Raw genomic sequence first — 26,154 nt, forward strand, 5'->3', positions numbered from 1 at the left:
CCTCGCGCTCGTGCGCGCCGCGCCCGAGCGCCTCGTCGTGGCTGTGCACGGCGCGCACGAGCGCGAGGTGGGACAGCGCCTGCGGGACGTTGCCGATCATCCGCCCGGTCGCGGGGTCGTACTCCTCGGCCAGCAGCCCGACGTCGGTGCGCAGGCCGTCCAGCACGTCGAGCACCGCGGTGGCGCCGTCCACGTCGCCCTGGCGCGCGAGCGCGTCGGCCAGCCAGCCGGAGCAGGCGAGGAACGGGTGCTCGGAGCCGCGCAGCCCGTCGTCGGTGCGGTCGGTGCGGTAGCGGAGCAGCAGGCCGGGCGCGACCTCCAGCTCGTCGCGGATCGCGGCCACGGTGCCGACCAGCCGCGGGTCGTCGGGCGGCAGGAACCCGACGAGCACCAGCTGGAGCAGGGACGCGTCGGTGTGCGTCGCGCCGTAGTGCTGCACGAACGTGCCCCGCCCCGCGTCCCAGGCGTGGGCGAGCACGTCCGCGTGCACGGCGTCGCGCTCCCGGCGCCAGCGGTCGACGGGCCCGGGCAGCCCGTGCTCCTCGACGGCGCGCACGGCCCGGTCGAGGGCGACCCACGCCATCACCTTGGAGTGCGTGAAGTGCTGCGGGTCGCCGCGGACCTCCCAGATGCCGCTGTCGGGCCGCCGCCAGGTGCGGCACAGGTGCTCGACGAGGTGGCTCTGCAGCGACCAGGAGTCGCCGCTCTCGGCCACGCCGGACGTCCGCGCGAGGTGCAGCGCCGCCATCACCTCGCCGAGGACGTCGTTCTGCACCTGCCCGACGGCGGCGTTCCCGACCCGCACGGGGCGCGACCCGGCGTACCCGGGCAGGTGGTCGAGCGTGCGCTCGGCCAGCTCCCGCGAGCCGTCGACGCCGTACATGATCTGCACCTGCGCGGGGTCGCCCGCGACGGCCCGCAGCAGCCACTGCCGCCAGGCCTGCGCCTCGTGCCGGTACCCGTGCTCGAGCAGGGCCTCCAGCGTCATCGCGGCGTCCCGCAGCCAGCAGTACCGGTAGTCCCAGTTCCGCTCGCCGCCGGGGTCCTCGGGGAGCGAGGTGGTCGCGGCGGCGACGATGCCGCCCGTCTCGGAGTCGGTGAGCAGCCGGAGCACCAGCAGCGAGCGGACGACGGCGTCCCGGTACGTGCCCCGGTACCGGGCGGACCGCGCCCAGTGCGCCCACTGGTGCTCGGTGGCCTCGACCCGGTGCGCGAGCCGGGGCGCGCGCGGCACCGGTTGCCACGACGGCACCCAGGTGAGCGAGAGCCCGAGGCTCTCGCCCTCGGCGAGGACGAGGTCGTCGGCGTGCCCGCGGTGCGGGCCGCGGCCGGGCCGGGGGAGCCGGTCGCCGCGCAGCACCAGGCTGTCCGGCCCCGCGACGGCGCGGATGACCTCGCCGTGCCCGTCGGCCTCGGGCACCCGGTGCAGCCAGGGGACGACGGCGCCGTAGCCGAACCGCACGACCCACTCGTGCCGGATGCGCACCGACCCGCGCACCGCGGTGACGCGCCGGACGAGGTCGCACCGGCCGTCGCCCAGCGGCATGGCGTCGAGCAGCACCGCGGTGCCGGTGGGCGTCTCGAAGGTCGTCTCGAGCACGAACGAGTCGTCGAGGTAGCGGCGCGTGACCCGGGTGGCGTCCGGCGCGGTGAGCAGCCAGCGGCCGTGCTCCGGGCCGCCGAGCAGGGCGGCGAAGCACGCGGGGGAGTCGAACCGCGGGGGGCACAGCCAGTCGACGGACCCGGCGCGGGAGACCAGGGCGGCGGTGCGGCCGTCGCCGAGGACGGCGTAGTCGCCGATCGGGGTCGGCGCGGAGCCGGGCGCGGGGGTCGTGCCGGGCGTGGGGTCCGTCACGGCGGCGTGGTCGGTCACGGTCCTCATCATGCGTCGACCAGCGGCGACGGCGCAGGTCGGACCACCTTTACGGTTCGAACACATGTGCGGATGTCGGTGGTGCGCCGTAGCATGCTGCGCGTGAATGATCGTCTGGTGGTCCAGGGGGCCCGCGAGCACAACCTGCGCAACGTCGACCTGGACCTCCCGCGCGACAAGCTCATCGTGTTCACGGGCCTGTCCGGGTCCGGGAAGTCGTCGCTGGCCTTCGACACCATCTTCGCGGAGGGCCAGCGCCGCTACGTCGAGTCGCTGTCCGCGTACGCGCGCCAGTTCCTCGGTCAGATGGACAAGCCCGACGTCGACTTCATCGAGGGCCTGTCGCCCGCGGTGTCGATCGACCAGAAGTCGACCAACCGGAACCCGCGGTCGACCGTCGGCACCATCACCGAGGTCTACGACTACCTGCGCCTGCTGTTCGCGCGCGCCGGGACGCAGCACTGCCCGGTGTGCGGCGAGCGCGTGACCGCGCAGACCCCGCAGCAGATCGTCGACCGGCTGCTCGAGCTGCCCGAGGGCACCCGGTACCAGGTGCTCGCGCCGGTGGTCCGCGGCCGCAAGGGCGAGTACGCCGACCTGTTCAAGGAGCTGCAGGCCAAGGGCTTCGCCCGCGCCCGCGTCGACGGCGAGGTCGTCCAGCTGGCCGAGCCGCCGACCCTGGAGAAGAAGCTCAAGCACGACATCGAGGTCGTCGTCGACCGCCTGGTGTCGCGCGAGGGCGTGCAGCGCCGGCTGACCGACTCGGTCGAGACCGCGCTCGGCCTCGCCGGCGGCCTGATCCTGGTCGACATGGTCGACCTCGACGCGGACGACCCGGAGCGCGAGCGCCGGTTCTCCGAGAACCGCGCGTGCCCGAACGACCACCAGCTCACGCTGGACGAGATCGAGCCGCGCACGTTCTCGTTCAACGCCCCCTACGGCGCCTGCCCCGAGTGCACCGGCATCGGCTCGCGCCTCGAGGTGGACCCGGAGCTCGTGGTCCCGGACGACGACCTGTCGCTCCGCGACGGCGCCGTGGCCCCCTGGGCGCAGATCTCCTCCGAGTACTTCGAGCGCGTGCTGACCGCGCTGGCGGACGACCTCGGGTTCTCGATGGACCAGCCGTGGCGGGCGCTGCCCGAGCGCGCCAAGAAGGCGGTGCTGTACGGCGAGAACCACAAGGTGCACGTCAAGTACAAGAACCGCTGGGGGCGCGAGCGGCAGTACTCCACCGGCTTCGAGGGCGTGGTGACGTTCCTCGAGCGCCGGCACGGGGAGACCGAGTCGGAGTGGAGCAAGGAGAAGTACGAGGCGTACATGCGGGAGGTGCCGTGCCCCGTCTGCGACGGGACCCGGCTCAAGCCCGAGGTGCTCGCCGTGCGCGTCGGCGGCAAGTCGATCGCCGAGGTGTGCGCGCTGCCCATCCGCGAGGCCAAGGAGTTCCTCGACGCCCTGGAGCTCGGGGTGCGCGAGCGGCAGATCGCCGAGCAGGTGCTCAAGGAGATCCAGGCGCGGCTCGGCTTCCTGCTCGACGTCGGCCTCGACTACCTGTCGCTCATGCGCGCCGCGGCGACGCTGTCCGGCGGCGAGGCCCAGCGCATCCGCCTCGCGACCCAGATCGGCTCCGGCCTCGTCGGCGTGCTGTACGTCCTGGACGAGCCGTCGATCGGCCTGCACCAGCGGGACAACCGGCGCCTCATCGACACGCTCACCCGGCTCCGCGACCTCGGCAACACGCTGATCGTCGTCGAGCACGACGAGGACACCATCCGCACCGCGGACTGGATCGTCGACGTGGGCCCGGGCGCGGGCGAGCACGGCGGCAAGGTCGTGCACTCCGGCGACCTCGAGGGCCTGCTGGCGTCGCGCGAGTCGATGACGGGCGCGTACCTGTCCGGCCGCCGCTCGATCCCGATGCCGGCGCAGCGCCGCAAGGTCGACAAGAAGCGCCAGGTCACCGTGCACGGCGCCCGCGAGCACAACCTCAAGAACGTCGACGTGTCGTTCCCGCTCGGGACGTTCACCGCGGTGACCGGCGTGTCCGGCTCCGGCAAGTCGACGCTGGTGAACTCGATCCTCTACACGGTGATGGCCAACGAGCTGAACGGCGCCCGGCGGGTGGCCGGCCGGCACAAGCGGGTCAGCGGCCTGGAGCACCTCGACAAGGTCGTGCACGTCGACCAGGGCCCGATCGGCCGCACCCCGCGGTCGAACCCGGCGACCTACACCGGCGTGTGGGACCGGATCCGCAAGCTGTTCGCCGAGACCACCGAGGCGAAGGTCCGCGGCTACACCGCCGGGCGGTTCTCGTTCAACGTCAAGGGCGGCCGCTGCGAGGCCTGCTCGGGCGACGGCACGCTGAAGATCGAGATGAACTTCCTGCCGGACGTCTACGTCCCGTGCGAGGTCTGCCACGGCGCGCGGTACAACCGCGAGACGCTCGAGGTGCACTTCAAGGGCAAGACGGTCGCGGACGTGCTGGACATGCCGATCGAGGAGGCCGCGGAGTTCTTCGCCGCGGTGCCCGCGATCGCCCGGCACCTCACGACGCTCGTCGACGTGGGCCTGGGCTACGTCCGGCTCGGCCAGCCCGCGCCGACCCTGTCCGGTGGTGAGGCGCAGCGCGTGAAGCTCGCGACCGAGCTGCAGCGCCGGTCCACCGGCCGCACGGTCTACGTGCTGGACGAGCCGACGACCGGCCTGCACTTCGAGGACATCCGGAAGCTCCTCGGCGTGCTGCAGGGCCTGGTCGACAAGGGCAACAGCGTGATCGTCATCGAGCACAACCTCGACGTGATCAAGAACGCCGACTGGGTCGTCGACATGGGCCCCGAGGGCGGTTCCGGCGGCGGCACGGTCGTCGCGCAGGGCACGCCCGAGCAGGTCGCGCGGGTCGAGGCCAGCCACACCGGGACGTTCCTGGCGGAGGTGCTGGCCGACCCGGCGACGGAGCGGGTCAGCGCCTGAGGTCCCGCCTCAGCCCGCCGAGCCGGCGCCCGCGGTCTCCAGCACCGCGGGCGCCGGCTCGGTCAGCACCGGGAACGTCACCGACCGCGCGATGAAGCAGTGCTCGTGCGCCCGGCGGTGCAGGTCCGCCAGCTGCGCGTCGAGCGCGGCACCGTCCGCCGCGGCGGCGCCGCCCGGTCGCACCGTGACCTGCGGGCGCAGCACGACCTGCGTGAACTGCCCGTGGCCGGCCGCCTCGACCCGCATGGTCCCGCCGGCCCGGTCCGCGTACCCGACGACCGCCACGCCCGACGTGGCGGCGAAGTGGAGGAACCAGAGCATGTGGCACTCGGCCAGCGCGGCGACGAGCAGCTCCTCGGGGTTGTGCCGCGCCGGGTCGCCCCGGAACGCGGGGTCGGCCGACGCGAGGACGACCGGCTTGCCGGCGACCCGCACCTCGTGGTCCCGGCTGTACGCCGCGTACCCGGTGGTGCCCGTGGCGCCGGCGCCCGTCCAGACGACGTCGGCGGCGTACTCGTGCAGCAGTCCCATGCGGCCGACGGTACCGGCGCGCCGGACCGGGGGCGCGGGCACCTCGGTGCCCGCCGCAAGGTCCGCGGCTGTCGGTCGGGCGAACTACGGTGGCACGCATGGCTGACCCCGCCACCTACCGCCCCGCACCGGGAGAGATCCCGGACCAGCCCGGCGTCTACCGGTTCCGCGACAAGGACGGCCGGGTCATCTACGTCGGCAAGGCCAAGAGCCTGCGGTCGCGCCTGAACTCGTACTTCCAGGACGTCGCCGGCCTGCACCCGCGCACCCAGCAGATGGTGACGACCGCCGCGTCGGTGCAGTGGACCGTCGTCGGCACCGAGGTCGAGGCGCTGGCGCTGGAGTACTCCTGGATCAAGGAGTTCGACCCGCGGTTCAACGTGAAGTACCGCGACGACAAGTCCTACCCGTACCTCGCGGTGACGCTGGCGGACCAGTTCCCGCGGGTCCAGGTGATGCGCGGGGCGAAGCGGCCCGGCACCCGGTACTTCGGCCCCTACGCGCACGCCTGGGCGATCCGGGAGACCGTCGACCTGCTGCTCCGGGTGTTCCCGGTCCGCACCTGCTCGGCGGGCGTGTTCAAGCGCGCGCGGCAGCAGGGCCGGCCGTGCCTGCTCGGCTACATCGACAAGTGCTCCGCGCCCTGCGTCGGGAAGATCTCCCAGGAGGACCACCACGTCCTCGCCGAGGAGTTCGCCGACTTCATGGCGGGCGACACGGCCCGGTTCACCAGGCGGCTGACCCAGCGGATGCAGGAGGCGTCGGCCGAGCTCGACTTCGAGCGCGCGGCCCGGCTCCGGGACGACATCGGCGCCCTCAAGCGCGCGACGGAGAAGAACGCCGTCGTGCTCTCCGACGGCACGGACGCCGACATCTTCGCCCTGGCCGGCGACGAGCTCGAGGCCGCCGTCCAGGTGTTCCACGTCCGCGACGGCCGGATCCGCGGCCAGCGCGGCTGGGTGGTGGAGAAGGTCGAGGACGTCACCGACGCCCAGCTCGTCGAGCACCTGCTGCAGCAGGTCTACGGCGACGCGCCCGCGGGTGACGCCGGCGCCGCGGCGTCGGGTGCGGCGGCCGGCTCCGTGCCGCGCGAGGTCCTGGTGCCGGTGCTGCCGGACGACCTCGACCAGGTGCAGACCTGGCTGTCCGGGCTCCGCGGCGGTCGGGTGCACGTGCGAGTCCCGCAGCGCGGCGACAAGCACGAGCTGGCCGAGACGGTCCGTAAGAACGCCGAGCACGCGCTGGCGCTGCACCGGACCCGCCGTGCCGGCGACCTGACGACCCGCAGCCAGGCGCTGCAGGAGATCCAGGAGGCCCTCGGCCTGGACTCCGCGCCGCTGCGCATCGAGTGCTACGACGTGTCGCACAACCAGGGCACGTTCCAGGTCGCGTCGATGGTGGTGTTCGAGGACGGGCTCGCGCGCAAGAGCGAGTACCGGACGTTCGGCATCCGCGGGCCGGAGGGCACGGGCGCGCGCGACGACACCGCGGCCATGCACGAGGTCATCACCCGCCGGTTCCGCCGCTACCTCGCCGAGCGCGAGCAGGCCGGCGACCTGGAGCTCGGGCTGGGGGAGGACCAGGTCGCCGAGGCGCTGGCGGACGCGGACGCCGGCCCGGTGCGGTCCGGCCCGATCGACGAGACGACGGGCCGCCCGCAGCGGTTCGCCTACCCGCCGAACCTGGTCGTGGTCGACGGCGGCCCGCCGCAGGTCGCGGCCGCGGCGGCGGCGCTGGCCGAGCTCGGCATCGACGACGTGGCGCTGTGCGGCCTGGCCAAGCGGCTCGAGGAGGTGTGGCTGCCGGGGGAGGACTACCCGGTGATCCTGCAGCGCTCCTCGGAGGGGCTGTACCTGCTGCAGCGCGTCCGCGACGAGGCGCACCGGTTCGCCATCACCGCGCACCGCAAGAAGCGCAGCAAGGGCATGACGGTCTCGGCGCTCGACACGGTCCCGGGGCTGGGCCCCGCGCGGTCCGCGGCGCTGCTCAAGCACTTCGGCTCGCTCAAGCGGCTCAAGGCGGCCTCGGCGGAGGAGATCGCGACCGTGCCCGGCATGGGCGCCCGGACCGCGGCCGCCGTGGTGGCGGCGCTGGCCGGTCCCGGGGACGCGACGGTGCCCGCACCGGCCGAGCCGGTGGCCGACGCGCCGCAGCCGACCGCCGACACGCCTGGCATGCTGGGCTCATGAGCGACGAGACCTCGCCGATCACCGTCCCCCACGGCATCCCCGCGATCGAGGCGGCCACCCAGGCGCCCCGTGTCCGGCAGCCCCACGTCCTGATCATCACCGGCATGTCCGGGGCGGGTCGCACCCGCGCCGGCGCGGTGCTGGAGGACATGGGCTGGTACGTCGTCGACAACCTGCCCGCGCAGATGCTCACGCACCTCGTCGGGATGCTCACCCACGGCGGCCCGCCGAGCGCGGACCTGCGCATCGCGGCGGTCGTGGACGTGCGCGGCCGTGAGTTCTTCGCGGACCTGCTCGCGGTGCTCGCGCAGCTGCGGGAGTCCGGCATCGACTACCGGATCCTGTTCCTCGACGCCTCGGACGAGGTGCTGGTGCGCCGGTACGAGCAGGTGCGCCGCCCGCACCCGCTGCAGGGCGAGGGCCGCATCCTCGACGGCATCACCGCCGAGCGCAGCCTGCTGCAGGACATCCGGGAGCGCGCGGACGTGCTGATCGACTCGTCGGAGACGAACGTGCACGAGCTCGGCCGGATCGTGCGGGCCGCGGTGTCGTCGGAGCAGGAGGAGGACGCGCTGCGGGTCAACGTGCTGTCCTTCGGCTTCAAGTACGGCATCCCGCTGGACGCCGACCACGTCGTCGACGTCCGGTTCCTCGCCAACCCGTACTGGATCACCGAGCTGCGGCACATGTCCGGCCGGGACGCCCCCGTGCGGGACTACGTGCTCGGGCTGCCGGGCGCGGTGGACTTCGTGGACCGGTACGTCGACGCCCTGGAGCCCGTCCTCGCGGGCTACCTGGCGGAGGAGAAGCGCTACGTGACCATCGCGGTCGGCTGCACCGGCGGCAAGCACCGGTCCGTCGCGATCAGCGAGGCGATCGCCGAGCGGCTCCGGTCCCGGGGGCAGCGCGTCACCGTGGCCGCGCGCGACCTCGGCAAGGAATGAGCCCGTCCCGCGACGGGCACCCCGCGTTCGTCGCCCTGGGCGGCGGTCACGGGCTGTCCGCCTCGCTGTCGGCGCTGCGCCGGGTGACGGACCGGCTCACCGCGGTCGTGACCGTGGCGGACGACGGCGGCTCCTCCGGCCGGCTGCGCGACGAGCTCGACGTGCTGCCGCCCGGTGACCTGCGCATGGCGCTGTCCGCGCTGTGCGACGACTCCGACTGGGGCCGGACCTGGCGCGACGTGCTGCAGCACCGGTTCACCTCGGCCGGCGACCTGGACAAGCACGCGGTCGGCAACCTGCTGATCGTCGCGCTGTGGGAGCTGCTGGGCGACACCGTCGACGGCCTGGACTGGGTCGGCCGGCTGCTCGGCGCCCGCGGCCGGGTGCTGCCGATGGCCGCCGTGCCGCTGGCGATCGAGGCCGACGTGCGGCGCGCGGACGGCACGCTGGAGCTGGTGCGCGGGCAGAGCCACGTCGCGGTCGCCCGGGACCCGATCGAGGGCGTGCGCCTGCTGCCCGACCGCCCGCCGGCGCTGCCCGAGGCGGTCGCGGCCGTCGAGGAGGCGGACTGGGTCGTGCTCGGCCCGGGGTCCTGGTACACCTCGGTCATCCCGCACCTGCTGGTGCCGGACCTCGCCGAGGCGCTGCACCGGACGTCGGCCCGCAAGATCGTGCTGCTCAACCTCAGCCCGGACGCGGAGACCGCCGGCATGGGCCCGTGCGAGCACCTCGACGCGCTGCGGCAGCACGCCCCGGAGCTCCGGCTGGACGCGGTGATCGCGGACCCCGGCGCGGTGGAGGACGTCGACGAGCTCGAGGAGCGCACCCGCGCCCAGGGCGGCCGGCTGCTGCTGCGGCAGGTGCGGCGCGGCGACGGCACGCCCCGGCACGACGCGCTGCGCCTGGCCGCCGCGATCAGCGACGTGGTCGAGGGCTACCTCGGCGACGTCGGGGCACCCCGTGGGATGGCAGGATGACCGCATGGCTCTGACGGCACAGGTGAAGGACGAGCTTGCGCGGCTCCAGGTCGACAAGACGTCGTGCCGGAAGGCGGAGGTGTCGGCGACGCTCCGGTTCGCGGGCGGGCTGCACATCATCTCGGGGCGGATCGTCATCGAGGCCGAGCTCGACACCGGCATGGCCGCCCGCCGGCTCCGCACCGCGATCGCGGAGGTCTACGGGCACCAGTCGGACGTGATCGTCGTGTCCGGCGGCGGGCTGCGCCGCGGCAACCGGTACGTCGTGCGGGTCGTGAAGGACGGCGAGTCGCTCGCGCGGCAGACCGGCCTGCTGGACAACCGCGGCCGCCCGGTGCGCGGGCTGCCGCCGCAGATCGTCTCCGCCGGCGTGCAGGAGGCCGAGGCGGCCTGGCGCGGGGCGTTCCTCGCGCACGGCTCGCTGACCGAGCCCGGCCGGTCGTCGGCCCTCGAGGTCACCTGCCCGGGCCCCGAGGCGGCGCTGGCCCTGGTCGGCGCCGCGCGGCGGATGCAGATCCCCGCCAAGGCCCGCGAGGTGCGCAACGTCGACCGGGTGGTGATCCGCGACGGCGACGCCATCGCCGCGATGCTGGCCCGGCTCGGCGCGCACGACACGCTGCTGGTCTGGGAGGAGCGCCGGGTGCGCCGCGAGGTGCGCGGCACCGCCAACCGCCTGGCCAACTTCGACGACGCGAACCTCCGCCGGTCCGCGCGCGCGGCGGTCGCCGCGGGCGCGCGGGTCGAGCGGGCGTTCGAGATCCTGGGCGCCGACGTGCCCGAGCACCTGCGGGAGGCCGGGGAGCTGCGGCTCGCCCACAAGGAGGCCTCGCTGGAGGAGCTCGGCAAGCTCGCCGACCCGGTGCTCACCAAGGACGCGGTGGCGGGCCGGATCCGCCGCCTGCTGGCGACGGCCGACAAGCGCGCGGCCGACCTCGGCATCCCGGACACCGAGTCCGGGCTGAGCCCCGACCTGCTGGACCTCTAGCAGGCCGCGGGCCGCGGGTGAAGCTCCGTCCGCACCACGGACGGCCCGCCCGTCGGCCAGACCTAGGTCCCTGCGCCACCCTGCGCTCGGGTATAGGCTCTAGGCCATCCGGAGATGTTCTGAGGGTCAAGTTCCTGTGACCGCGGCGTTTCCGGAGCGCACACCGGCGTGCGCAGTCCATCACCGCAACAGTGTGCGCTGGCCTGTGCCGGCGCGTGCCGAGGAGGGCAAGTGACCATCAAGGTCGGCATCAACGGCTTCGGCCGCATCGGGCGCAACTTCTACCGGGCCATCGTGGCGTCGGGCGCCGACATCGAGATCGTCGGCGTCAACGACCTGACGGACAACAAGACGCTGGCTCACCTGCTCAAGTACGACACCGTGCTGGGCCGCTTCCCGCTGAGCGTCGACTTCGACGACGACAACATCATCGTCGACGGCAAGAACATCCGCGCCCTCGCCGAGCGCGACCCGGCCAACCTCCCCTGGGCCGAGCTGGGCGCCGACATCGTCATCGAGTCGACCGGCTTCTTCACGGACGCCGAGAAGGCCAAGGCGCACATCACCGCCGGTGCCAAGAAGGTCATCATCTCCGCCCCGGCGAAGAACGAGGACGGCACCTTCGTCGTCGGCGTGAACCACGAGTCGTACGACCCGGCCACGCAGCACATCATCTCGAACGCGTCGTGCACCACGAACTGCCTCGCCCCGCTGGCGAAGGCGCTCAACGACTCGATCGGCATCGAGCGTGGCCTCATGACCACGATCCACGCCTACACGGGTGACCAGAACCTGCAGGACGGCCCGCACCGCGACCTCCGTCGTGCCCGCGCCGCCGCGCAGAACATCGTCCCGACCTCGACCGGCGCCGCCAAGGCCGTCGCGCTCGTGCTGCCGGAGCTCAAGGGCAAGCTGGACGGCTACGCCCTGCGCGTCCCGACCATCACCGGCTCGGCGACCGACCTCACCTTCACCGCCTCGCGCGAGGTCACGGTGGACGAGGTCAACGCCGCGGTCAAGGCTGCCGCCGAGGGCCCGCTCAAGGGAGTCCTGGCGTACGTCGAGGACGAGATCGTGTCCTCCGACATCGTCACCGACCCGCACCAGAGCATCTTCGACTCGAAGCTGACCAAGGTGTCGGGCGACCTGGTGAAGGTCGTGTCCTGGTACGACAACGAGTGGGGCTACTCCAACTCCCTCGTCACCCTCACCTCCTACGTCGGCGAGCGTCTCTGACCCTCAGCCGTCCGTAGCGACGCACATGCGCCCGCGCACGCCGGGGTCGGCCTCCGACCCCGGCGTGTCGCGGGCGCCGTCATGGACAGCCCCGGTCGTCGGTCCCGACGGCCCCGCGGAGCAAGGTAGGCAAGCATGAAGACCATCGAGGACCTCGGCGACCTGCGCGGCAAGCGCGTGCTCGTCCGTTCCGACTTCAACGTGCCGCTCGACGGCACGACCATCACCGACGACGGCCGCATCCGCGCCGCGCTGCCCACGCTGAAGGGCCTGCTCGACGCCGGCGCCCGCGTGGTCGTCACCGCGCACCTCGGCCGGCCGAAGGGCGAGCCCGACGCGAAGTACTCGCTGGCCCCCGTCGCCGCCCGCCTGGGCGAGCTGCTCGGCCAGCCGGTGGCCCTCGCGGAGGACGTCGTCGGCGAGTCCGCCAAGGACACGGTCGCGGCGCTCGAGGACGGCCAGATCGCGCTGCTCGAGAACATCCGGTTCGACGCGCGCGAGACCTCCAAGGACGAGGCCGAGCGCGGCGCGCTCGCCGACGAGCTCGCCGCCCTCGCGGACGCGTTCGTCTCCGACGGCTTCGGCGTCGTGCACCGCAAGCAGGCGTCGGTCTACGACGTCGCGCTGCGGCTCCCGCACGCGGCCGGCCAGCTCGTGCTCACCGAGGTCGAGGCGCTGCGCAAGGCCGTCGAGGACCCCGAGCGCCCCTACGTCGTCGTGCTCGGCGGCTCGAAGGTCTCCGACAAGCTCGGCGTCATCGCGAACCTGCTCACCAAGGCCGACAAGCTGCTCATCGGCGGCGGCATGGTGTTCACCTTCCTCAAGGCCCAGGGCCACGAGGTCGGCTCCTCGCTGCTCGAGGAGGACCAGGTCGAGACGGTCAAGGGCTACCTCGCGCAGGCGCAGGAGTCCGGCGTCGAGATCGTGCTGCCCGTCGACATCGTCGCGGCCGACGGCTTCGCCGCCGACGCCCCGCACGAGACCGTCGACGCGGACAAGATCCCCGCCGGCAAGATGGGCCTGGACATCGGCCCGAAGTCCGGCGAGCTGTTCCGCGCCGCGATCCTCGACGCGAAGACCATCGCCTGGAACGGCCCGATGGGCGTGTTCGAGTTCCCGGCGTTCGCCGAGGGCACCAAGGCCGTCGCGCAGGCGCTCGTCGACACCGAGGGCTTCTCCATCGTCGGCGGCGGCGACTCGGCCGCGGCCGTCCGTCGCCTCGGCTTCGACGAGGCCGGCTTCGGCCACATCTCGACCGGCGGCGGCGCGTCGCTGGAGCTCCTCGAGGGCAAGACCCTCCCCGGCATCGCGGTCCTGGAGGACTGATCCGAATGGCACGTACCCCCCTCATCGCGGGCAACTGGAAGCTCAACCTCGACCACCACGAGGCCGTGCACCTGGTGCAGAAGCTCGCCTGGACCCTGAAGGACGCCAAGCACGACTTCGGCACCGCCGAGGTCGTCGTCCTGCCGTCGTTCACCAACATCCGCTCCGTGCAGACCCTGGTCGACGCGGACAAGCTGGAGATCGGCTACGGCGCGCAGGACGTGTCGCAGCACGCGTCCGGCGCGTACACCGGCGAGGTCTCCGCCGCGCAGCTCGCGAAGCTCGGCGTGACCTACGTGGCGACCGGCCACTCGGAGCGCCGCGAGTACCACGGCGAGTCCGACGCGGTCGTCGCGGCCAAGACGGTCGCCGCGCTCGGCGCCGGCATCACCCCGATCGTCTGCGTCGGCGAGGGCTTGGAGATCCGCAAGGCGGGCACCCACGTCGAGTACACGCTGACCCAGCTCGAGGGCTCCCTGGCCGGCGTCACCGCCGAGCAGGCGCCGACCGTCGTCATCGCCTACGAGCCCGTCTGGGCCATCGGCACCGGCGAGGTCGCGACCCCCGAGGACGCGCAGGAGGTCTGCGCGGCGATCCGCGGCAAGCTCGCCGAGCTGTACTCGGCCGAGGTCGCCGACGCGGTCCGCGTGCTCTACGGCGGCTCGGTGAAGTCCGGCAACGCGGCGCAGATCATCGGCAAGCCCGACGTCGACGGCGCGCTCGTCGGCGGGGCGTCGCTCGACGCCGAGGAGTTCGCGAAGATCGCGCGCTTCCAGGAGCACGTCGGCGCCTGAGCCACCCCGGCCGACCGGGCGACCCGCGGCCCGATCCGGCCTGTCGTGCTGGATTCCTGCGCGGCGCGTCGCCTACCCTGGACCGCGGTCCACCCGACCGACCCCGTCCGGGGTCCCCGACAGCGAGAAGAGCCAGACCCGCCGTGACAGCCCTCACCATCGCCCTCCAGGTCCTCCTGGTGGTCACGAGCCTGCTGCTCGTCCCGCTCGTCCTGCTGCACAAGGGCAAGGGCGGCGGTCTGTCCGACATGTTCGGCGGCGGCATCACCAGCAGCGCCGGGTCCTCCGGCGTGGCCGAGCGCAACCTCAACCGCATCACCGTGGGCGTCAGCCTCGTGTGGGCGGTCGTGATCGTGCTGCTCGGTCTCATCGAGCGCGTGAGCTGAGGGAGAGACCTCATGGCGAGCGGAAGTGCGATCCGGGGGTCCCGCGTCGGTGCGGGCCCCATGGGCGAGGCCGAGCGCGGTGACGCCGCGCCCCGCGTGTGGATCTCCTACTGGTGCGCGAACGGCCACGAGACCCGGCCGTCCTTCGCCGAGGAGGCCGCCGCCGAGGCGCCCGAGACCTGGGACTGCCCGCGCTGCGGCTTCCCGGCCGGCCAGGACGAGGCGAACCCGCCGTCGCCCGTGCGCAACGAGCCGTACAAGACCCACCTGGCCTACGTGAAGGAGCGCCGCTCCGCCGAGGACGGCGAGGCGATCCTGGACGAGGCGCTGGCCGCGCTCCGTGCGCGCCGCCGCGGCGGGGTGCGCTGACCCGCACCGGCGCAGCACCGCAGCACCGCAGCACCGACGAGGGCCCCGCAGCACGCGCTGCGGGGCCCTCGTCGCGTCGCGGGCGGGCAGGGCCGTCGCCGAGTTCGCCGGTTCCGCGCGAGCTCGCCGGTTCCCCGAGCCCGCTGAGCGCGCAACCGGCGAACTCGGCGGCCACCCCCGGGGGCGAGGTCGCCGGTTCCGCCCGAGGTCGCCGGTTGCGCCGCGCCCCGGCGGACGGAACCGCCGACCTCGGCAGCCGGTCAGCGGGGGAACGGGCCCCACACGTACTCGGGGGGCTCGGGGTCGTGCCCGGGGGCGCGGCGCACCCAGGTGCGCGCCGCCCCGGCGCCGAGCGCGGTCGCGAGGAGCGCGGTCGTGACGGCGACGGGCCGCGCCGGCGCGAGGTCCCAGGCGACGCCGGCCGCGACGCCCGCGACGACGGCCGGGGCGATGGCCCGGGCGCGGCCGCTGACCGCCGCGGCGGTGATCCCGGCGGCGACGGAGAGTGCGGCCGCGAGGGCGGCGACGACCGGCGGCACCCACACGAGGTACCACACGACCCGCATGTGCCCGGGGTAGGCGGCGGCCTCGACGCGGACGACCGCGAGGACCGCCGCGCCGAGCGCGGCCAGGCTCACCCCGGTCGCCGCCGTGACCATCGAGCGCGTCGTCCCGCTCCGCACCGGTGAGCGGCCGGTGGCGAGCAGGACGAGGCCGATCGCGAGGACGGCGACCACGACTCCCTCCGGCACGGGGTACGTCGGCCGGACCGAGTCCTCGCCGGGCAGGGGTACGACCGTGGCGGTCGGGTCCTCGTAGACGTGGTCGAGGCGCGTCCAGGTCCCGTCGACGTCGCGGACGGCCAGCCCGTCGCCCCCGTTGGCCGCGAGGACGCGGAAGCCGCCGGGGACCGGGAGCACGGCGACGTCCCGCGTGCCGAGCACGCCGACGTCACCGCTGCGCGCGCGGAGCGCGGCCAGGTCGTCGGCCGGGACGGACCACTCGGGCCGCCACGTGCGTCCGCCGTCGTCGCTCCGCTCGACGCCGAGGCCTTGGTCGACCGGCCGGAAGCAGGTGCTGCCGGCGGGCGTGCACGCGACGACGACCACGGCCGGCTCCTCGACCTCGTCCGCCCAGCCGTCGCCGTCGCGGTCCTGCGCGCGTGGCGCGGGTGCGGCGGGCGGCGCGTCGTCCGACGGCACGTCCTCCGACCACGGGTCGGGGAGCACCTGCGTGGGCGGGTCCTCGGGACGATCGGTGGCCGTGTCGCCGGTGGCTTCGTCGACGGCGGTCCAGGTGAGGCCGTCGGTGGAGCGGTACCAGCCCTCGCGCCCGTCGACGTACGCGACGCCGTCCACCACCTTCGCCACGTCGGCGGACCGCACGTCGGCGGCCGACGTGGCCACGGTCGCGAGCACGGCGAGCGGCAGCGCCAGGAGCCACCGGGGCGGGACGCGCCGCCGCGCGGGTTCCGGCTCCGGCCGGGACGCACCGGCCGCCGCCCGCCGGCCGACCAGGGCGGCGACCGCCAGCGCCGGCAGGGCGAGCAGGTCCGTGGCGTCCTGGCGGACCAGGGACGGGCCGGCGACGACCGACCACGCCGCGGAGGCGACCTCCGCGCCGACGGCCGTCGCCTTGGCGAGGACGAAGCCGACGCCGACCACGAGCGCCGGGACGGCGACCAGACGACCGGCGCGCACCGGGCGACCGGTGCACGCGGCGGCGACGGCGAGCAGCGGCGGCGCGAGGACGAGGCCGGCCACGTCGGAGAGCTTCCCGGTCCACCAGGTGCCGTACGCGGCCTTCAGGACGTGGTCGTTGAGCAGCAGGAGCAGCACGGCCAGGCAGGTGACCGGGTGCGCGACCCAGTCGCGTGCCGTGCGCCACGTGGTGCGGTCCACGCGCCCTCCCTCCGCGCCGGCGGGTCCGGCAGCCGCACCTTCGCAGGTCCGGGCACCCCCGCGCGGCCGTTCGGCGCGGCGATGCGGACCCGTTGCGCAACCGAGACCCAGCCGACACCCGACCCAGCCGCCCACCTCGCGGCCGGGGACGCGGCGACGTCGCCGGTTCCGCCCGAGGTCGCCGGTTGCGCCACCCCTCGGGCGGCCAGAACCGACGACCTCGGCCGGCGCCGGGCGGCCCCGCCGGCGCCGGACGCGGCGAGGGCCCCGCAGCACCGTGGCTGCAGGGCCCTCGCCGGGGGAGCGGAGCGGGCTACGCCGCGCCGGGCTCCGCGCCGACCTCCGCGACCGCGGCCGCGTCGACGAGCCAGAGCGTCGCCTCCGTGCCGCGGGCGCCCGCGGCGGGGGTGACGGTCACGTCGGCGTCGGAGAGGGCGGAGGCGACCGCACCGGCCTTCTCGGCGCCGGCCGCCACGACCCACACCTCGCGGGCCGCGCGGATGGACTCGAACGTCAGCGAGACGCGCTCCGGCGGCGGCTTGGGGGAGCCGTGCACGCCGACGGTCGGGACGCCGGTGACGCCGACGCCCTCGTGCCCGGGGAACAGCGACGCCACGTGCCCGTCCGGGCCCATGCCGAGCATGAGCACGTCGAACGTCGGCACGTCGGCCCCCTCGGGCGCGAACGCGGCGAGCTCGGCGGCGTAGGCCGCGGCCGAGTCCTCCGGGGTCGCGACGCCCGCCTCGGGGTCCCGAGGACGCATCGGGTGCACGTTCGCCGCCGGGAGGGCGTCGCCGAGCGGGTCGATGAGCGCGGACCGCGCCTGGGTCTCGTTCCGGTCGGCGTCGCCGTCGGCGAGGAACCGCTCGTCGCCCCACCACAGGTGCACGCCGGTCCAGTCGACGGCCGCGCGGGCCGGGGACGACGCCACCGCGGCGAGCGTCTTGATCCCGACGGTGCCGCCGGTCAGCACGACGTGCACCGGGGCGGCGGCCGACTGCAGGTCGACGAGCCGCGTGATGAGCCGCGCGGCCGTCGCCTCGGCGAGGGTGTCCGCGTCCGGGTGCACGAGCACCGTCCGCGGCGCGCCCGTCACGCGCCCACCTTGGTCAGGCCCTTGCGCAGCACCTCGCCGTAGACCTCGTCGGCGTCCAGCCGGCGGAGCTCCTCGGCGAGGCACTCCCGGAGCTGGCGGATCGGCAGGGCGATCCGGTGCTCGGGCTGCTCGGGCTGGCGCAGCGCGGCGGTCTTGCCGTCGGGCCGGTCGAGCACGATCGGGCCGGACCTCCGCTCGAGCCGCACCTGGGTGATCGCCGGGGCGTCGGCCTGGCGCTCGATGTCGACGGGGCAGTTGAGCGCCCAGCCGAGCCACGCCGCCATGAGGTCCACCGACGGGTGGGTGCTCTCGCCGGCCACGACCGCGCGGGTCACGGGCTCGAACGGCGGCTGGTCCAGCGTCGCCGCGATGAGCCCGCGCCACAGGGTGGTGCGGGTCCACGCGAGGTCGGTGTCGCCCTCGGCGTAGCCGCCGGCGAGCCGGTGCAGCGCGTCGGACGGGTTGCTGCACTCGGTGGTGTCGGTGATCCGGCGCCGGGCGAGCTGGCCGAGCGGGTGCTGCGACGGGTCGTCGGGCACCTGGTACGGCCACCAGGCGACGATCGGGGCGTCCGGCAGCAGCAGGGGGAGCACCAGGGTGTCCAGGTGCCGGGCCTGCGCGGCCGACGGGTGCAGCAGGACGACCTCGGACGCGCCGGCGTCGCCGCCGAGCCGGATCTGCGCGTCGAGCTCGGAGTCGGCGGCCTCGGGGCCGGACTCGGTGAGCACGATGACGCGGCAGGGGTGCTCGCGGCTGGCGTCGTTCGCAGCCGCGATGGCGTCCTCGGGGTCGTTGGCGCCGACGTCGATGAGGAGCGTCAGCACGCGCCCGAGGGCGACGGCGCCGCCCTCCTCGCGCTCCTGCACCAGCCGCTTGTTGATGTCGCGGGTGGTCGTCTTGGGCAGGTCGATGATCACGGTCGCCTCCAGGTCCGTCCGTCGCGCTCCATCATGCGGTCGGCCGACTCCGGCCCCCAGGTGCCGGCGCGGTACGGCTCCGGCTTGCCCTTCGACGCCCAGTAGGACGTGATGGGGTCGAGGATCTTCCAGGAGAGCTCGACCTCCTCGTGCCGCGGGAACAGCGGCGGGTCGCCCAGCAGGACGTCGAGGATGAGGCGCTCGTAGGCCTCGGGGGACGACTCGGTGAACGCGTGGCCGTAGCCGAAGTCCATCGTGACGTCGCGGACCTCCATCGCGGTGCCCGGCACCTTGGCGCCGAACCGCAGGGTGACGCCCTCGTCGGGCTGCACCCGGATGACCAGCGCGTTCTTGCCGAGCTCCTCGGTCGCGGTCGACTCGAAGGGCAGGTGCGGCGCCTTCTTGAACACGACGGCGATCTCGGTGACGCGGCGGCCGAGGCGCTTGCCGGTCCGCAGGTAGAACGGGACGCCGGCCCAGCGGCGGGTGTCCACGTCGACGCGGATGGCGGCGAAGGTCTCGGTGGTGGAGTTCGGGTCGAAGCCGCCCTCGTCCAGGTAGCCCACGACCTTCTCGCCGCCCTGCCAGCCCTCGGCGTACTGCCCGCGGGCGGTGTGCTTGCCGATGTCCTTGGGCACGCGGACGGCGGAGAGGACCTTGATCTTCTCGGCGGTCAGGTCGTGCGCGTCGAACGTGACCGGCTCCTCCATGGCCGTGAGTGCCAGGAGCTGCAGCAGGTGGTTCTGGATGACGTCGCGGGCCGCGCCGATGCCGTCGTAGTACCCCGCGCGGCCGCCGACGCCGATGTCCTCGGCCATCGTGATCTGCACGTGGTCGACGTAGTTGGCGTTCCAGATCGGCTCGAACAGCTGGTTGGCGAACCGCAGCGCCAGCAGGTTCTGGACCGTCTCCTTGCCCAGGTAGTGGTCGATGCGGAACACGTCGTCCGGGTGGAACACCGAGGACACGACGTCGTTCAGCTCGCGGGCCGACTGCAGGTCGTGGCCGAACGGCTTCTCGATGACCACGCGCCGCCAGGCGTCCTCGACGGACTCGGACAGGCCGGAGCGGGCGAGCTGCTTGCAGACCACGGGGAACGCGCTCGGCGGCACCGAGAGGTAGAACGCGTGGTTGCCGCCGGTGCCGCGGGTGACGTCGAGGTCCTCGACCGTCTGCCGCAGCCGGTCGAACGCGTCGTCGTCGTCGAAGGTGCCCTGGACGAACCGGATCCCCTCGGACAGCTGGCGCCAGGTGGACTCCCGGAACGGGGTGCGCGCGTGCTCCTTGACGGAGTCGTGCACGATCTGCGCGAAGTCCTGGTCCTCCCAGTCGCGCCGGGCGAACCCGGTGAGCGCGAAGCCGGGCGGGAGCAGGCCGCGGTTGGTCAGGTCGTACACCGCGGGCATGAGCTTCTTGCGGGCGAGGTCGCCGGTGACCCCGAAGATCACCAGGCCCGAGGGCCCGGCGATCCGGGGGAGCCGGCGGTCCCGCGGGTCGCGGAGCGGGTTGTGCTCCGCCGTGACCTTCGCGGGCCTCACTCGGCCACCTGCTCCAGGCCGCCGCGGACGGTGTCGAGCAGCTCGGCCCAGGACTTCTCGAACTTGTCGACGCCCTCGCGCTCGAGCTGGTCGGTGACCTCGTCGATCGCGATGCCGAGGCCGGCGAGGCGGTCGATGACGTCCTGCGCCTCGGCCTGGGTGCCGGTGACGGTGTCGCCGCGGAAGTCGCCGTGGTCGAACACGGCCTGCAGCGTCGCCTCGGGCATGGTGTTGACCACGCCGGCCACGACGAGCTCGTCCACGTAGCGCGTGTCGGGGTAGGCCTTGTCCTTGACCCCGGTGGACGCCCAGAGCGGCCGCTGCGGCTTGGCGCCGGCGGCGGCGAGCGCCTGCCAGCGGTCCCCGGCGACGACCTCCTCGTACACGCCGTAGGCGAGCCGGGCGTTGGCGATGGCGGCCTTGCCGCGCAGGTCGGCGGCCTCGGGCGAGCCGATCTCGTCCAGGCGCGGGTCGATCGCCGCGTCCACCCGGGACACGAAGAACGACGCGACGGAGGCGATGGGCGCGAGGTCGTGGCCGTTGGCCTTCGCGCGCTCCAGGCCCTCGAGGAACGCGTCCAGCACGGCGCGGTACCGCTCGAGCGAGAAGATCAGCGTGACGTTGACGCTGATGCCGTCGGCGAGCACCTCGGTGATCGCCCGCAGGCCGTCGAGCGTCGCGGGGATCTTGATGAACAGGTTCGGCCGGTCGACGGTGGACCACAGCGCGCGCGCCGAGTCGACGGTCGCCTGCGCGTCGTGCGCGAGGCGCGGGTCGACCTCGATCGACACGCGGCCGTCCACGCCGTCGGTGGCGTCGTAGACGGGACGCAGCACGTCGGCCGCCTCGCGCACGTCGTCGGTCGTGATCGCGAAGACCGCGCCGTCCACGTCCGTGCCCTGCGCCCGCAGCTGCTTCAGCTGCTCGTCGTAGGACTCGCCCTTGGCCAGCGCGCTCGCGAAGATCGTCGGGTTGGTCGTGACCCCGACCACGCGGCGCTCGGCCACGAGGTCCTTCAGGTTCCCGGTGCGCAGCCGCTCCCGGGACAGGTCGTCCAGCCATACCGCGACGCCCGCGTCGGCCACCTGGTCGAGCGGCGTGATGCCCTCTGTCATCGTCGTGCCACCTCACTTCTCGCCCCGGACTCCGGGCCGGGGCGTCGACGGTCGGGCCCGTCCTGACCAGGCCGGGCGCCGCTCACGCCCGGTCCTGATTCCCCCGGGGCCGGGCGTGCGTTTCGAGCCTAGACCCGCGAGGCGGGGGAGCGCCGTCCGGCCCGCCCCGCGGCGGCCCGGGGCGACGGACGTCACACGACCGGGACCGAGGTCCCAGGCGGTTCGGGGCCGCATCTGCCGCCGGCGGGGCCGTACGATGGTCACCGATCATCCGCGGGGCCGTCCGGCCGGCGCGGTCGAGCGACGGGCGGAGGACCGGAGCGTGCGCACGATGAGCCCAGCCGCTCCCGCCGGGGCCTCGTCGCGGGCCCCGGGTGTCCCGGCCCAGGACGGCCGGAGCGCGCTGCGCCGCCGGCTGGCCGCCTACGTGGCGCTCACCAAGCCGCGGGTCATCGAGCTGCTGCTCGTCACGACGCTGCCGACGATGATCCTGGCGCAGGGCGGGTTCCCGCCGATCGGGCTCGTGCTCGCCACCCTGGTGGGCGGCGCGGCCGCGGCCGGCGCGGCGAACGTGCTCAACTGCTACATCGACCGCGACATCGACCAGGTGATGAACCGCACCAAGCGGCGGCCGCTGGTCACGGGCGAGATCACCCCGCGCGCCGCGCTCCTGTTCGGCCTCGCGCTCGGCGTCGGCTCGCTGCTGTGGCTCGCGCTGCTGGTCAACGTGCCGTCCGCGCTGCTCACGGGCGGCGCCATCCTCATCTACGTCGTCGGCTACACGATGATCCTCAAGCGACGCACGCCGCAGAACATCGTCTGGGGCGGCGCCGCGGGCTGCATGCCGGTGCTCATCGGCTGGTCGTCGGTGACCGGCGGGCTGTCCTGGGCCGCGGTGCTGCTGTTCGGCGTCATCTTCTTCTGGACGCCGCCGCACTACTGGCCGCTGTCGATGAAGTTCCGCAAGGACTACGCGGCCGCGGGCGTCCCGATGCTCCCGGTCGTCGCCGCCGAGTCGAAGGTCGCGAAGGAGATGATCGCGTACACCGTCGCGATGATCGCCTGCTCGCTGCTGCTGGTCCCGGTCGCCGGGATGACCTGGGTGTACGCGGTCGTCGCGACCGTGCTCGGCGTGTGGTTCCTCTGGTCGAACATCGCGCTGTACCGTCGCGCCCAGGACCCGCGCCGCGGCAAGCTCCGCGCGATGTCGGTGTTCCACGGGTCGATCACGTACCTGTCGCTGCTGTCGGTCGCGGTGGCGGTCGACGTGTTCCTCCCGCTCTGACCGACCGGAGGAACCGCGGGGAGGCGCCCGGCATGACGGACGAGCAGCCGGCCCCCGCGCTGCGCGCCGCCCTCGACGGCTACCTCGCGCACCTCACCGTCGAGCGCGGGCTGTCGGCGAACACGCTGGCCGCGTACCGGCGCGACCTCACCCGGTACGTCGACCACCTCGCCGCCGCGGGTCGCACGTCGGTGGCCGAGGTCACCGAGGCCGACGTCGAGGACTTCCTCACGGCCGTGCGGACCGGCTCGGACGGCCGGGCCGTGCTGTCGGCGTCGTCCGCGAAGCGCGCCGTCGTCGCCGTGCGGGGCTGGCACCGGTTCGCGGTGCTCGAGGGGCTGACCGCCGCCGACCCCGCCCGCGCCGTGCGGCCGCCCCAGCAGTCGCAGGTGCTGCCCAAGGCCATCGGCACCGACGAGGTGCTGCGGCTGCTGGAGGCGGCCTCCCTCGGCGACGGGCCGGTCCCGCTGCGGGACCGGGCGCTGCTGGAGCTCGTGTACTCGACCGGTGCGCGGATCTCCGAGGCGGTCGGGCTGGACGTCGACGACCTGGACCTCACCGAGGGCCGCGCGGCGGTCCGGCTGTTCGGCAAGGGCAGCAAGGAGCGGGTCGTCCCGGTGGGCGCCTACGCCGTCGAGGCGCTGGAGGCGTACCTGGTGCGCGCCCGGCCCGCCCTGGCCGCCGCGGGGCGCGGGGGAGCGGCGGTGTTCCTCAACACGCGCGGCGCCCGCCTGTCCCGGCAGAGCGCGTGGGCGGTGCTCCGCACGGCCGCCGAGCGCGCCGGGCTCCCGGGCGCCGAGCACGTGTCCCCGCACACCCTGCGGCACTCGTTCGCGACCCACCTGCTGGCCGGCGGCGCGGACGTGCGGGTCGTCCAGGAGCTGCTGGGGCACGCGTCGGTGACGACCACGCAGATCTACACGAAGGTGACGCCGGACACGCTCCGCGAGGTGTACGCGACCAGCCACCCGCGCGCCAGGCGGGGGAGCGTCGCGCGGGCCGGGACGGGCGCCGCGCGCACCGGCGCGGGAGACGGCTGACCGCCGTGCCGCTCCGGTAGGTTGTGCGGGTGGCACGCGAGGAGACGACCGAGATCGCAACCGACCCGGTGGGCAGGCCCCTGCCCGACTTCCCCGTCCCCGCGCCGCTCGCCGCCCACGGTCCCGCCCGCGTCATCGCGATGTGCAACCAGAAGGGCGGCGTCGGCAAGACGACCACCACGATCAACCTCGCCGCCGCGCTGGCCGAGTACGGCCGCCGGGTGCTGATCGTCGACTTCGACCCGCAGGGCGCGGCGTCGGTCGGCCTGGGCGCCAACCCGCACGAGCTGGACCGCACGGTCTACGACCTGCTGGTCGACCGGCACGCGCGCGTCCAGGACCTGATCCGGCCGACCGAGATCGCCGGGCTCGACCTGCTGCCCGCGAACATCGACCTGTCGGCCGCCGAGGTGCAGCTGGTCAGCGAGGTCGCCCGCGAGTCGATCCTGTCCCGCGTGCTGCGGCCCGTGCTCGACGACTACGACGTGGTGCTGGTCGACTGCCAGCCGTCGCTGGGCCTGCTCACCGTCAACGCGCTGACCGCGGCGCACGGCGTGCTCATCCCGCTGGAGTGCGAGTTCTTCGCGCTGCGCGGCGTGGCGCTGCTGGTCGAGACGATCGAGAAGGTCCGGGACCGGCTGAACCCGCGCCTGGAGGTCGACGGCATCCTGGCCACCATGTACGACCCGCGCACCCTGCACGCCCGCGAGGTCGTGGCCCGGGTCTACGAGGCGTTCGGCGACACCCTGCTGCACACCGTCATCGGCCGCACCGTGAAGTTCCCGGACGCGTCGGTGGCCGCGGAGCCGATCACGACGTACGCGCCGACGCACGCCGGGGCGCACGCGTACCGGCAGCTCGCGCGGGAGCTCGTCGCCCGTGGCGACGCCGCCTGAGCCGGCGCCGACCGCCGAGGTCCTCGACGCCGCGCCCGCCGCGCCCGCTGCGCCCGAGGACGCGCCCCGGGCCGGGTCCGGCGCGTTCGAGGTCCACCTGGAGAACTTCTCCGGGCCGTTCGACCTGCTTCTGGGGCTGATCTCCAAGCACAAGCTCGACATCACCGAGGTCGCCCTCGCCGCGGTCACGGACGAGTTCATCGCGTACATCCGCGCGGCCGAGCGGGCCGAGGCGGAGGGCGGGCGCCCGTGGGACCTGGGGCAGGCGTCCGAGTTCCTGCTGGTCGCGGCGACGCTGCTCGACCTCAAGGCCGCGCGGCTGCTGCCCGCCGGCGAGGTCGAGGACGCCGAGGACCTCGAGCTGCTGGAGGCCCGGGACCTGCTGTTCGCGCGGCTGCTGCAGTACCGCGCGTACAAGGTCGTGGCCGCCGACATCGGCACCCGCCTCACGGAGCAGGGCCGGCGGCTGCCGCGCACCGTGCAGCTCGAGCCGCACCTCGCCGCCATGCTGCCGGAGCTGATCTGGCAGATCGGGCCGCAGGAGCTCGCCGCGCTGGCCGCGAAGGCGCTCGCGCCGCCGCCCCCGCCGCCCGGCGTCGACCTCAGCCACCTGCACGCCCCGGCCGTGAGCGTGCGGGAGCAGGCCGCGGTGCTCGCGGACCGGCTGCGGCACGGCGGCGCGGCGTCGTTCCGCGCGTTGACCGCCGACGCCGACTCGACGCTGCTGGTGGTGGCGAGGTTCCTGGCGCTGCTGGAGCTGTTCCGCGAGGGCGCGGTGGCGTTCGACCAGGTGACGCCGCTGGGCGAGCTGACCGTGCGGTGGACCGGTGCCGAGGACGGCGACGTGGCCGTCGCGTCGGACTTCGACGAGGCGGACGACCTGCTGCCGGCCGCACCCGACGAGGGGGAGGACGCATGACCGACGACCCGACGACCGCCCGGGCCGACGCGCCCGACCGGCCCGGCGACGAGCGCGCGCACGGGCTGGCCGAGGGCGAGCTGCCCCCCGAGCCGCAGACCGACGCGCCCGACGTCCACGACCTGCCCGGGGGCGCCCTCGCGGCGCTGGAGGCCGTGCTCATGGTCGCCGACGAGCCGATCCCGGCCGTGCGGCTCGCCACGGTGCTCGGCCTGCCGACCGGCGAGGTCGTCGACCTGCTCCGGACGCTCGCCGAGGAGTACCGCGGCGAGCACGGCGGCCGCCCCCGCGGGTTCGAGCTGCGCCAGGCCGGCGAGGGCTGGCGGATCTACTCCGCGCCGGCGTTCCACCAGGTCGTCGGCCAGTTCGTGCTGGACGGGCAGACCGCCCGGCTGACCCAGGCGGCGCTGGAGACCCTGGCCGTGATCGCGTACCGGCAGCCGGTCACGCGCGGCCAGGTCTCGGGCGTGCGCGGGGTCAACGTGGACGGCGTGGTGCGCACGCTGACGGCCCGCGGGCTGGTCGCGGAGGCGGGCACCGACCCGGCCTCTGGTGCGCTGCTGTACCGGACCACGGGATACTTCCTCGAGCGGATGGGCCTCACGAGCCTCGACGAGCTGCCCCCGCTCGCCCCGTACCTGCCCGAGATCGACGCGTTCGACGGGCTGGACGGGGCCGCAGTGACGACAGGAGACGTGTGATGAGTGCAGCAGGACAGGGCGGCGGCCGACGCGGTGGCGCGGGCGGCGGTGCCCGCGGGGCCGGCGGGGCCGGCGGGTCCGGCGGTCGGTCCGGGGGAGCCGGGCGCGGCGGCGCGGGCCAGGGCGGTCGCCCCGGCGGCGGGCGGTCCGGGTCGGGCGGCTACGGCGG

The 26,154-nt window shown here is 74.4% G+C and carries 22 protein-coding genes; 15 read left to right on the forward strand and 7 right to left on the reverse strand.

Translation table 11 applies throughout. The features are described from left to right. The coding region (locus G6556_RS04855) for a glycoside hydrolase family 15 protein (protein ID WP_346774726.1) at positions 1–1,855 on the reverse strand (1,855 nt) is incomplete at its 3' end. 120 nt (positions 1,856–1,975) lie between these two features. Here G6556_RS04855 and uvrA point away from each other — a divergent pair. Further along, positions 1,976–4,840 (forward strand): excinuclease ABC subunit UvrA, encoded by a 2,865-nt coding sequence (gene uvrA, locus G6556_RS04860; RefSeq protein WP_346774725.1) that lies wholly within the window; start codon positions 1,976–1,978, stop codon positions 4,838–4,840. Positions 4,841–4,849: 9 nt separating this feature from the next. Here the strand turns inward: uvrA and G6556_RS04865 are convergent, their stop codons facing one another. Then, on the reverse strand, positions 4,850–5,371 hold the full coding sequence (locus tag G6556_RS04865) for an OsmC family protein (RefSeq protein WP_166939086.1): 522 nt from the start codon (positions 5,369–5,371) through the stop codon (positions 4,850–4,852). Between the two features lie 98 nt (positions 5,372–5,469). Here G6556_RS04865 and uvrC point away from each other — a divergent pair, with 98 nt between their 5' ends. The 9 genes from uvrC to G6556_RS04910 all read left to right on the forward strand — a co-directional run bounded on the left by uvrC (position 5,470) and on the right by G6556_RS04910 (position 14,577). Then, on the forward strand, positions 5,470–7,560 hold the full coding sequence (uvrC, locus tag G6556_RS04870) for an excinuclease ABC subunit UvrC (RefSeq protein ID WP_166939087.1): 2,091 nt from the start codon (positions 5,470–5,472) through the stop codon (positions 7,558–7,560). Further along, on the forward strand, positions 7,557–8,504 hold the full coding sequence (gene rapZ, locus G6556_RS04875; RefSeq protein WP_166939089.1) for an RNase adapter RapZ: 948 nt from the start codon (positions 7,557–7,559) through the stop codon (positions 8,502–8,504). The genes uvrC and rapZ overlap by 4 nt, the downstream gene beginning before the upstream one ends. After that, complete coding sequence (gene yvcK / locus G6556_RS04880; RefSeq protein ID WP_166939091.1) at positions 8,501–9,481, forward strand: uridine diphosphate-N-acetylglucosamine-binding protein YvcK; 981 nt, start codon at positions 8,501–8,503, stop codon at positions 9,479–9,481. Before rapZ ends, yvcK begins: the two co-directional genes overlap by 4 nt. 4 nt (positions 9,482–9,485) lie before the next feature. Then, positions 9,486–10,466, forward strand: a complete 981-nt coding sequence (gene whiA / locus G6556_RS04885) for a DNA-binding protein WhiA (protein WP_166939093.1) — start codon at positions 9,486–9,488, stop codon at positions 10,464–10,466. 231 nt (positions 10,467–10,697) lie between these two features. Continuing rightward, entirely contained in the window at positions 10,698–11,702 is a 1,005-nt protein-coding gene (gap, locus tag G6556_RS04890) for a type I glyceraldehyde-3-phosphate dehydrogenase (RefSeq protein ID WP_166939095.1), read from the forward strand. Positions 11,703–11,837: 135 nt separating this feature from the next. Further along, positions 11,838–13,028: a phosphoglycerate kinase gene (locus tag G6556_RS04895; protein ID WP_166939096.1), complete on the forward strand. Its 1,191-nt coding sequence runs from the start codon at positions 11,838–11,840 to the stop codon at positions 13,026–13,028. 5 nt (positions 13,029–13,033) lie between these two features. After that, positions 13,034–13,822, forward strand: a complete 789-nt coding sequence (tpiA, locus tag G6556_RS04900) for a triose-phosphate isomerase (RefSeq protein WP_166939098.1) — start codon at positions 13,034–13,036, stop codon at positions 13,820–13,822. 143 nt (positions 13,823–13,965) lie between these two features. After that, a complete protein-coding gene (secG, locus tag G6556_RS04905) occupies positions 13,966–14,208 on the forward strand; it encodes a preprotein translocase subunit SecG (protein WP_146837079.1) in 243 nt (80 codons plus the stop codon). Between the two features lie 12 nt (positions 14,209–14,220). Further along, positions 14,221–14,577 carry an RNA polymerase-binding protein RbpA gene (locus G6556_RS04910; protein WP_147796638.1) on the forward strand — a complete coding sequence of 119 codons (357 nt, stop codon included), beginning with the start codon at positions 14,221–14,223 and terminating at the stop codon, positions 14,575–14,577. A 260-nt stretch (positions 14,578–14,837) separates the two neighbouring features. Here the strand turns inward: G6556_RS04910 and G6556_RS04915 are convergent, their stop codons facing one another. The 5 genes from G6556_RS04915 to tal form a co-directional block, all read right to left on the reverse strand. Beyond that, positions 14,838–16,478: a hypothetical protein gene (locus G6556_RS04915; RefSeq protein ID WP_166939100.1), complete on the reverse strand. Its 1,641-nt coding sequence runs from the start codon at positions 16,476–16,478 to the stop codon at positions 14,838–14,840. A gap of 313 nt (positions 16,479–16,791) precedes the next feature. Continuing rightward, complete coding sequence (gene pgl, locus G6556_RS04920; protein ID WP_166939101.1) at positions 16,792–17,574, reverse strand: 6-phosphogluconolactonase; 783 nt, start codon at positions 17,572–17,574, stop codon at positions 16,792–16,794. Next, positions 17,571–18,491 (reverse strand): glucose-6-phosphate dehydrogenase assembly protein OpcA, encoded by a 921-nt coding sequence (locus G6556_RS04925; protein WP_166939103.1) that lies wholly within the window; start codon positions 18,489–18,491, stop codon positions 17,571–17,573. The genes pgl and G6556_RS04925 overlap by 4 nt, the downstream gene beginning before the upstream one ends. Beyond that, positions 18,488–20,029, reverse strand: coding sequence for a glucose-6-phosphate dehydrogenase (gene zwf / locus G6556_RS04930; protein WP_147796641.1), 1,542 nt, complete (start codon positions 20,027–20,029; stop codon positions 18,488–18,490). Before zwf ends, G6556_RS04925 begins: the two co-directional genes overlap by 4 nt. Further along, a complete protein-coding gene (gene tal, locus G6556_RS04935; RefSeq protein ID WP_166939105.1) occupies positions 20,026–21,144 on the reverse strand; it encodes a transaldolase in 1,119 nt (372 codons plus the stop codon). The genes zwf and tal overlap by 4 nt, the downstream gene beginning before the upstream one ends. Positions 21,145–21,475: 331 nt before the next feature. Between tal and G6556_RS04940 the strand changes: the two genes are divergently transcribed. The 5 genes from G6556_RS04940 to scpB all read left to right on the forward strand — a co-directional run bounded on the left by G6556_RS04940 (position 21,476) and on the right by scpB (position 25,985). Beyond that, positions 21,476–22,429 carry a heme o synthase gene (locus tag G6556_RS04940; protein ID WP_166939106.1) on the forward strand — a complete coding sequence of 318 codons (954 nt, stop codon included), beginning with the start codon at positions 21,476–21,478 and terminating at the stop codon, positions 22,427–22,429. Between the two features lie 32 nt (positions 22,430–22,461). Beyond that, positions 22,462–23,469, forward strand: coding sequence for a site-specific tyrosine recombinase XerD (gene xerD, locus G6556_RS04945; protein WP_166939108.1), 1,008 nt, complete (start codon positions 22,462–22,464; stop codon positions 23,467–23,469). 29 nt (positions 23,470–23,498) lie between these two features. After that, the gene (locus G6556_RS04950; RefSeq protein ID WP_166939109.1) at positions 23,499–24,365 is read left to right on the forward strand and encodes an AAA family ATPase; all 867 of its coding nucleotides are present in this window, start codon (positions 23,499–23,501) and stop codon (positions 24,363–24,365) included. Between the two features lie 97 nt (positions 24,366–24,462). Then, entirely contained in the window at positions 24,463–25,284 is an 822-nt protein-coding gene (locus G6556_RS04955) for a ScpA family protein (RefSeq protein ID WP_205693052.1), read from the forward strand. Next, positions 25,281–25,985 carry an SMC-Scp complex subunit ScpB gene (gene scpB, locus G6556_RS04960; RefSeq protein ID WP_166939113.1) on the forward strand — a complete coding sequence of 235 codons (705 nt, stop codon included), beginning with the start codon at positions 25,281–25,283 and terminating at the stop codon, positions 25,983–25,985. Before G6556_RS04955 ends, scpB begins: the two co-directional genes overlap by 4 nt. The last annotated feature ends 169 nt before the right edge of the window (positions 25,986–26,154 follow it).

This window comes from Cellulomonas sp. IC4_254 (assembly GCF_011603975.1).
Lineage (GTDB): Bacteria > Actinomycetota > Actinomycetes > Actinomycetales > Cellulomonadaceae > Cellulomonas.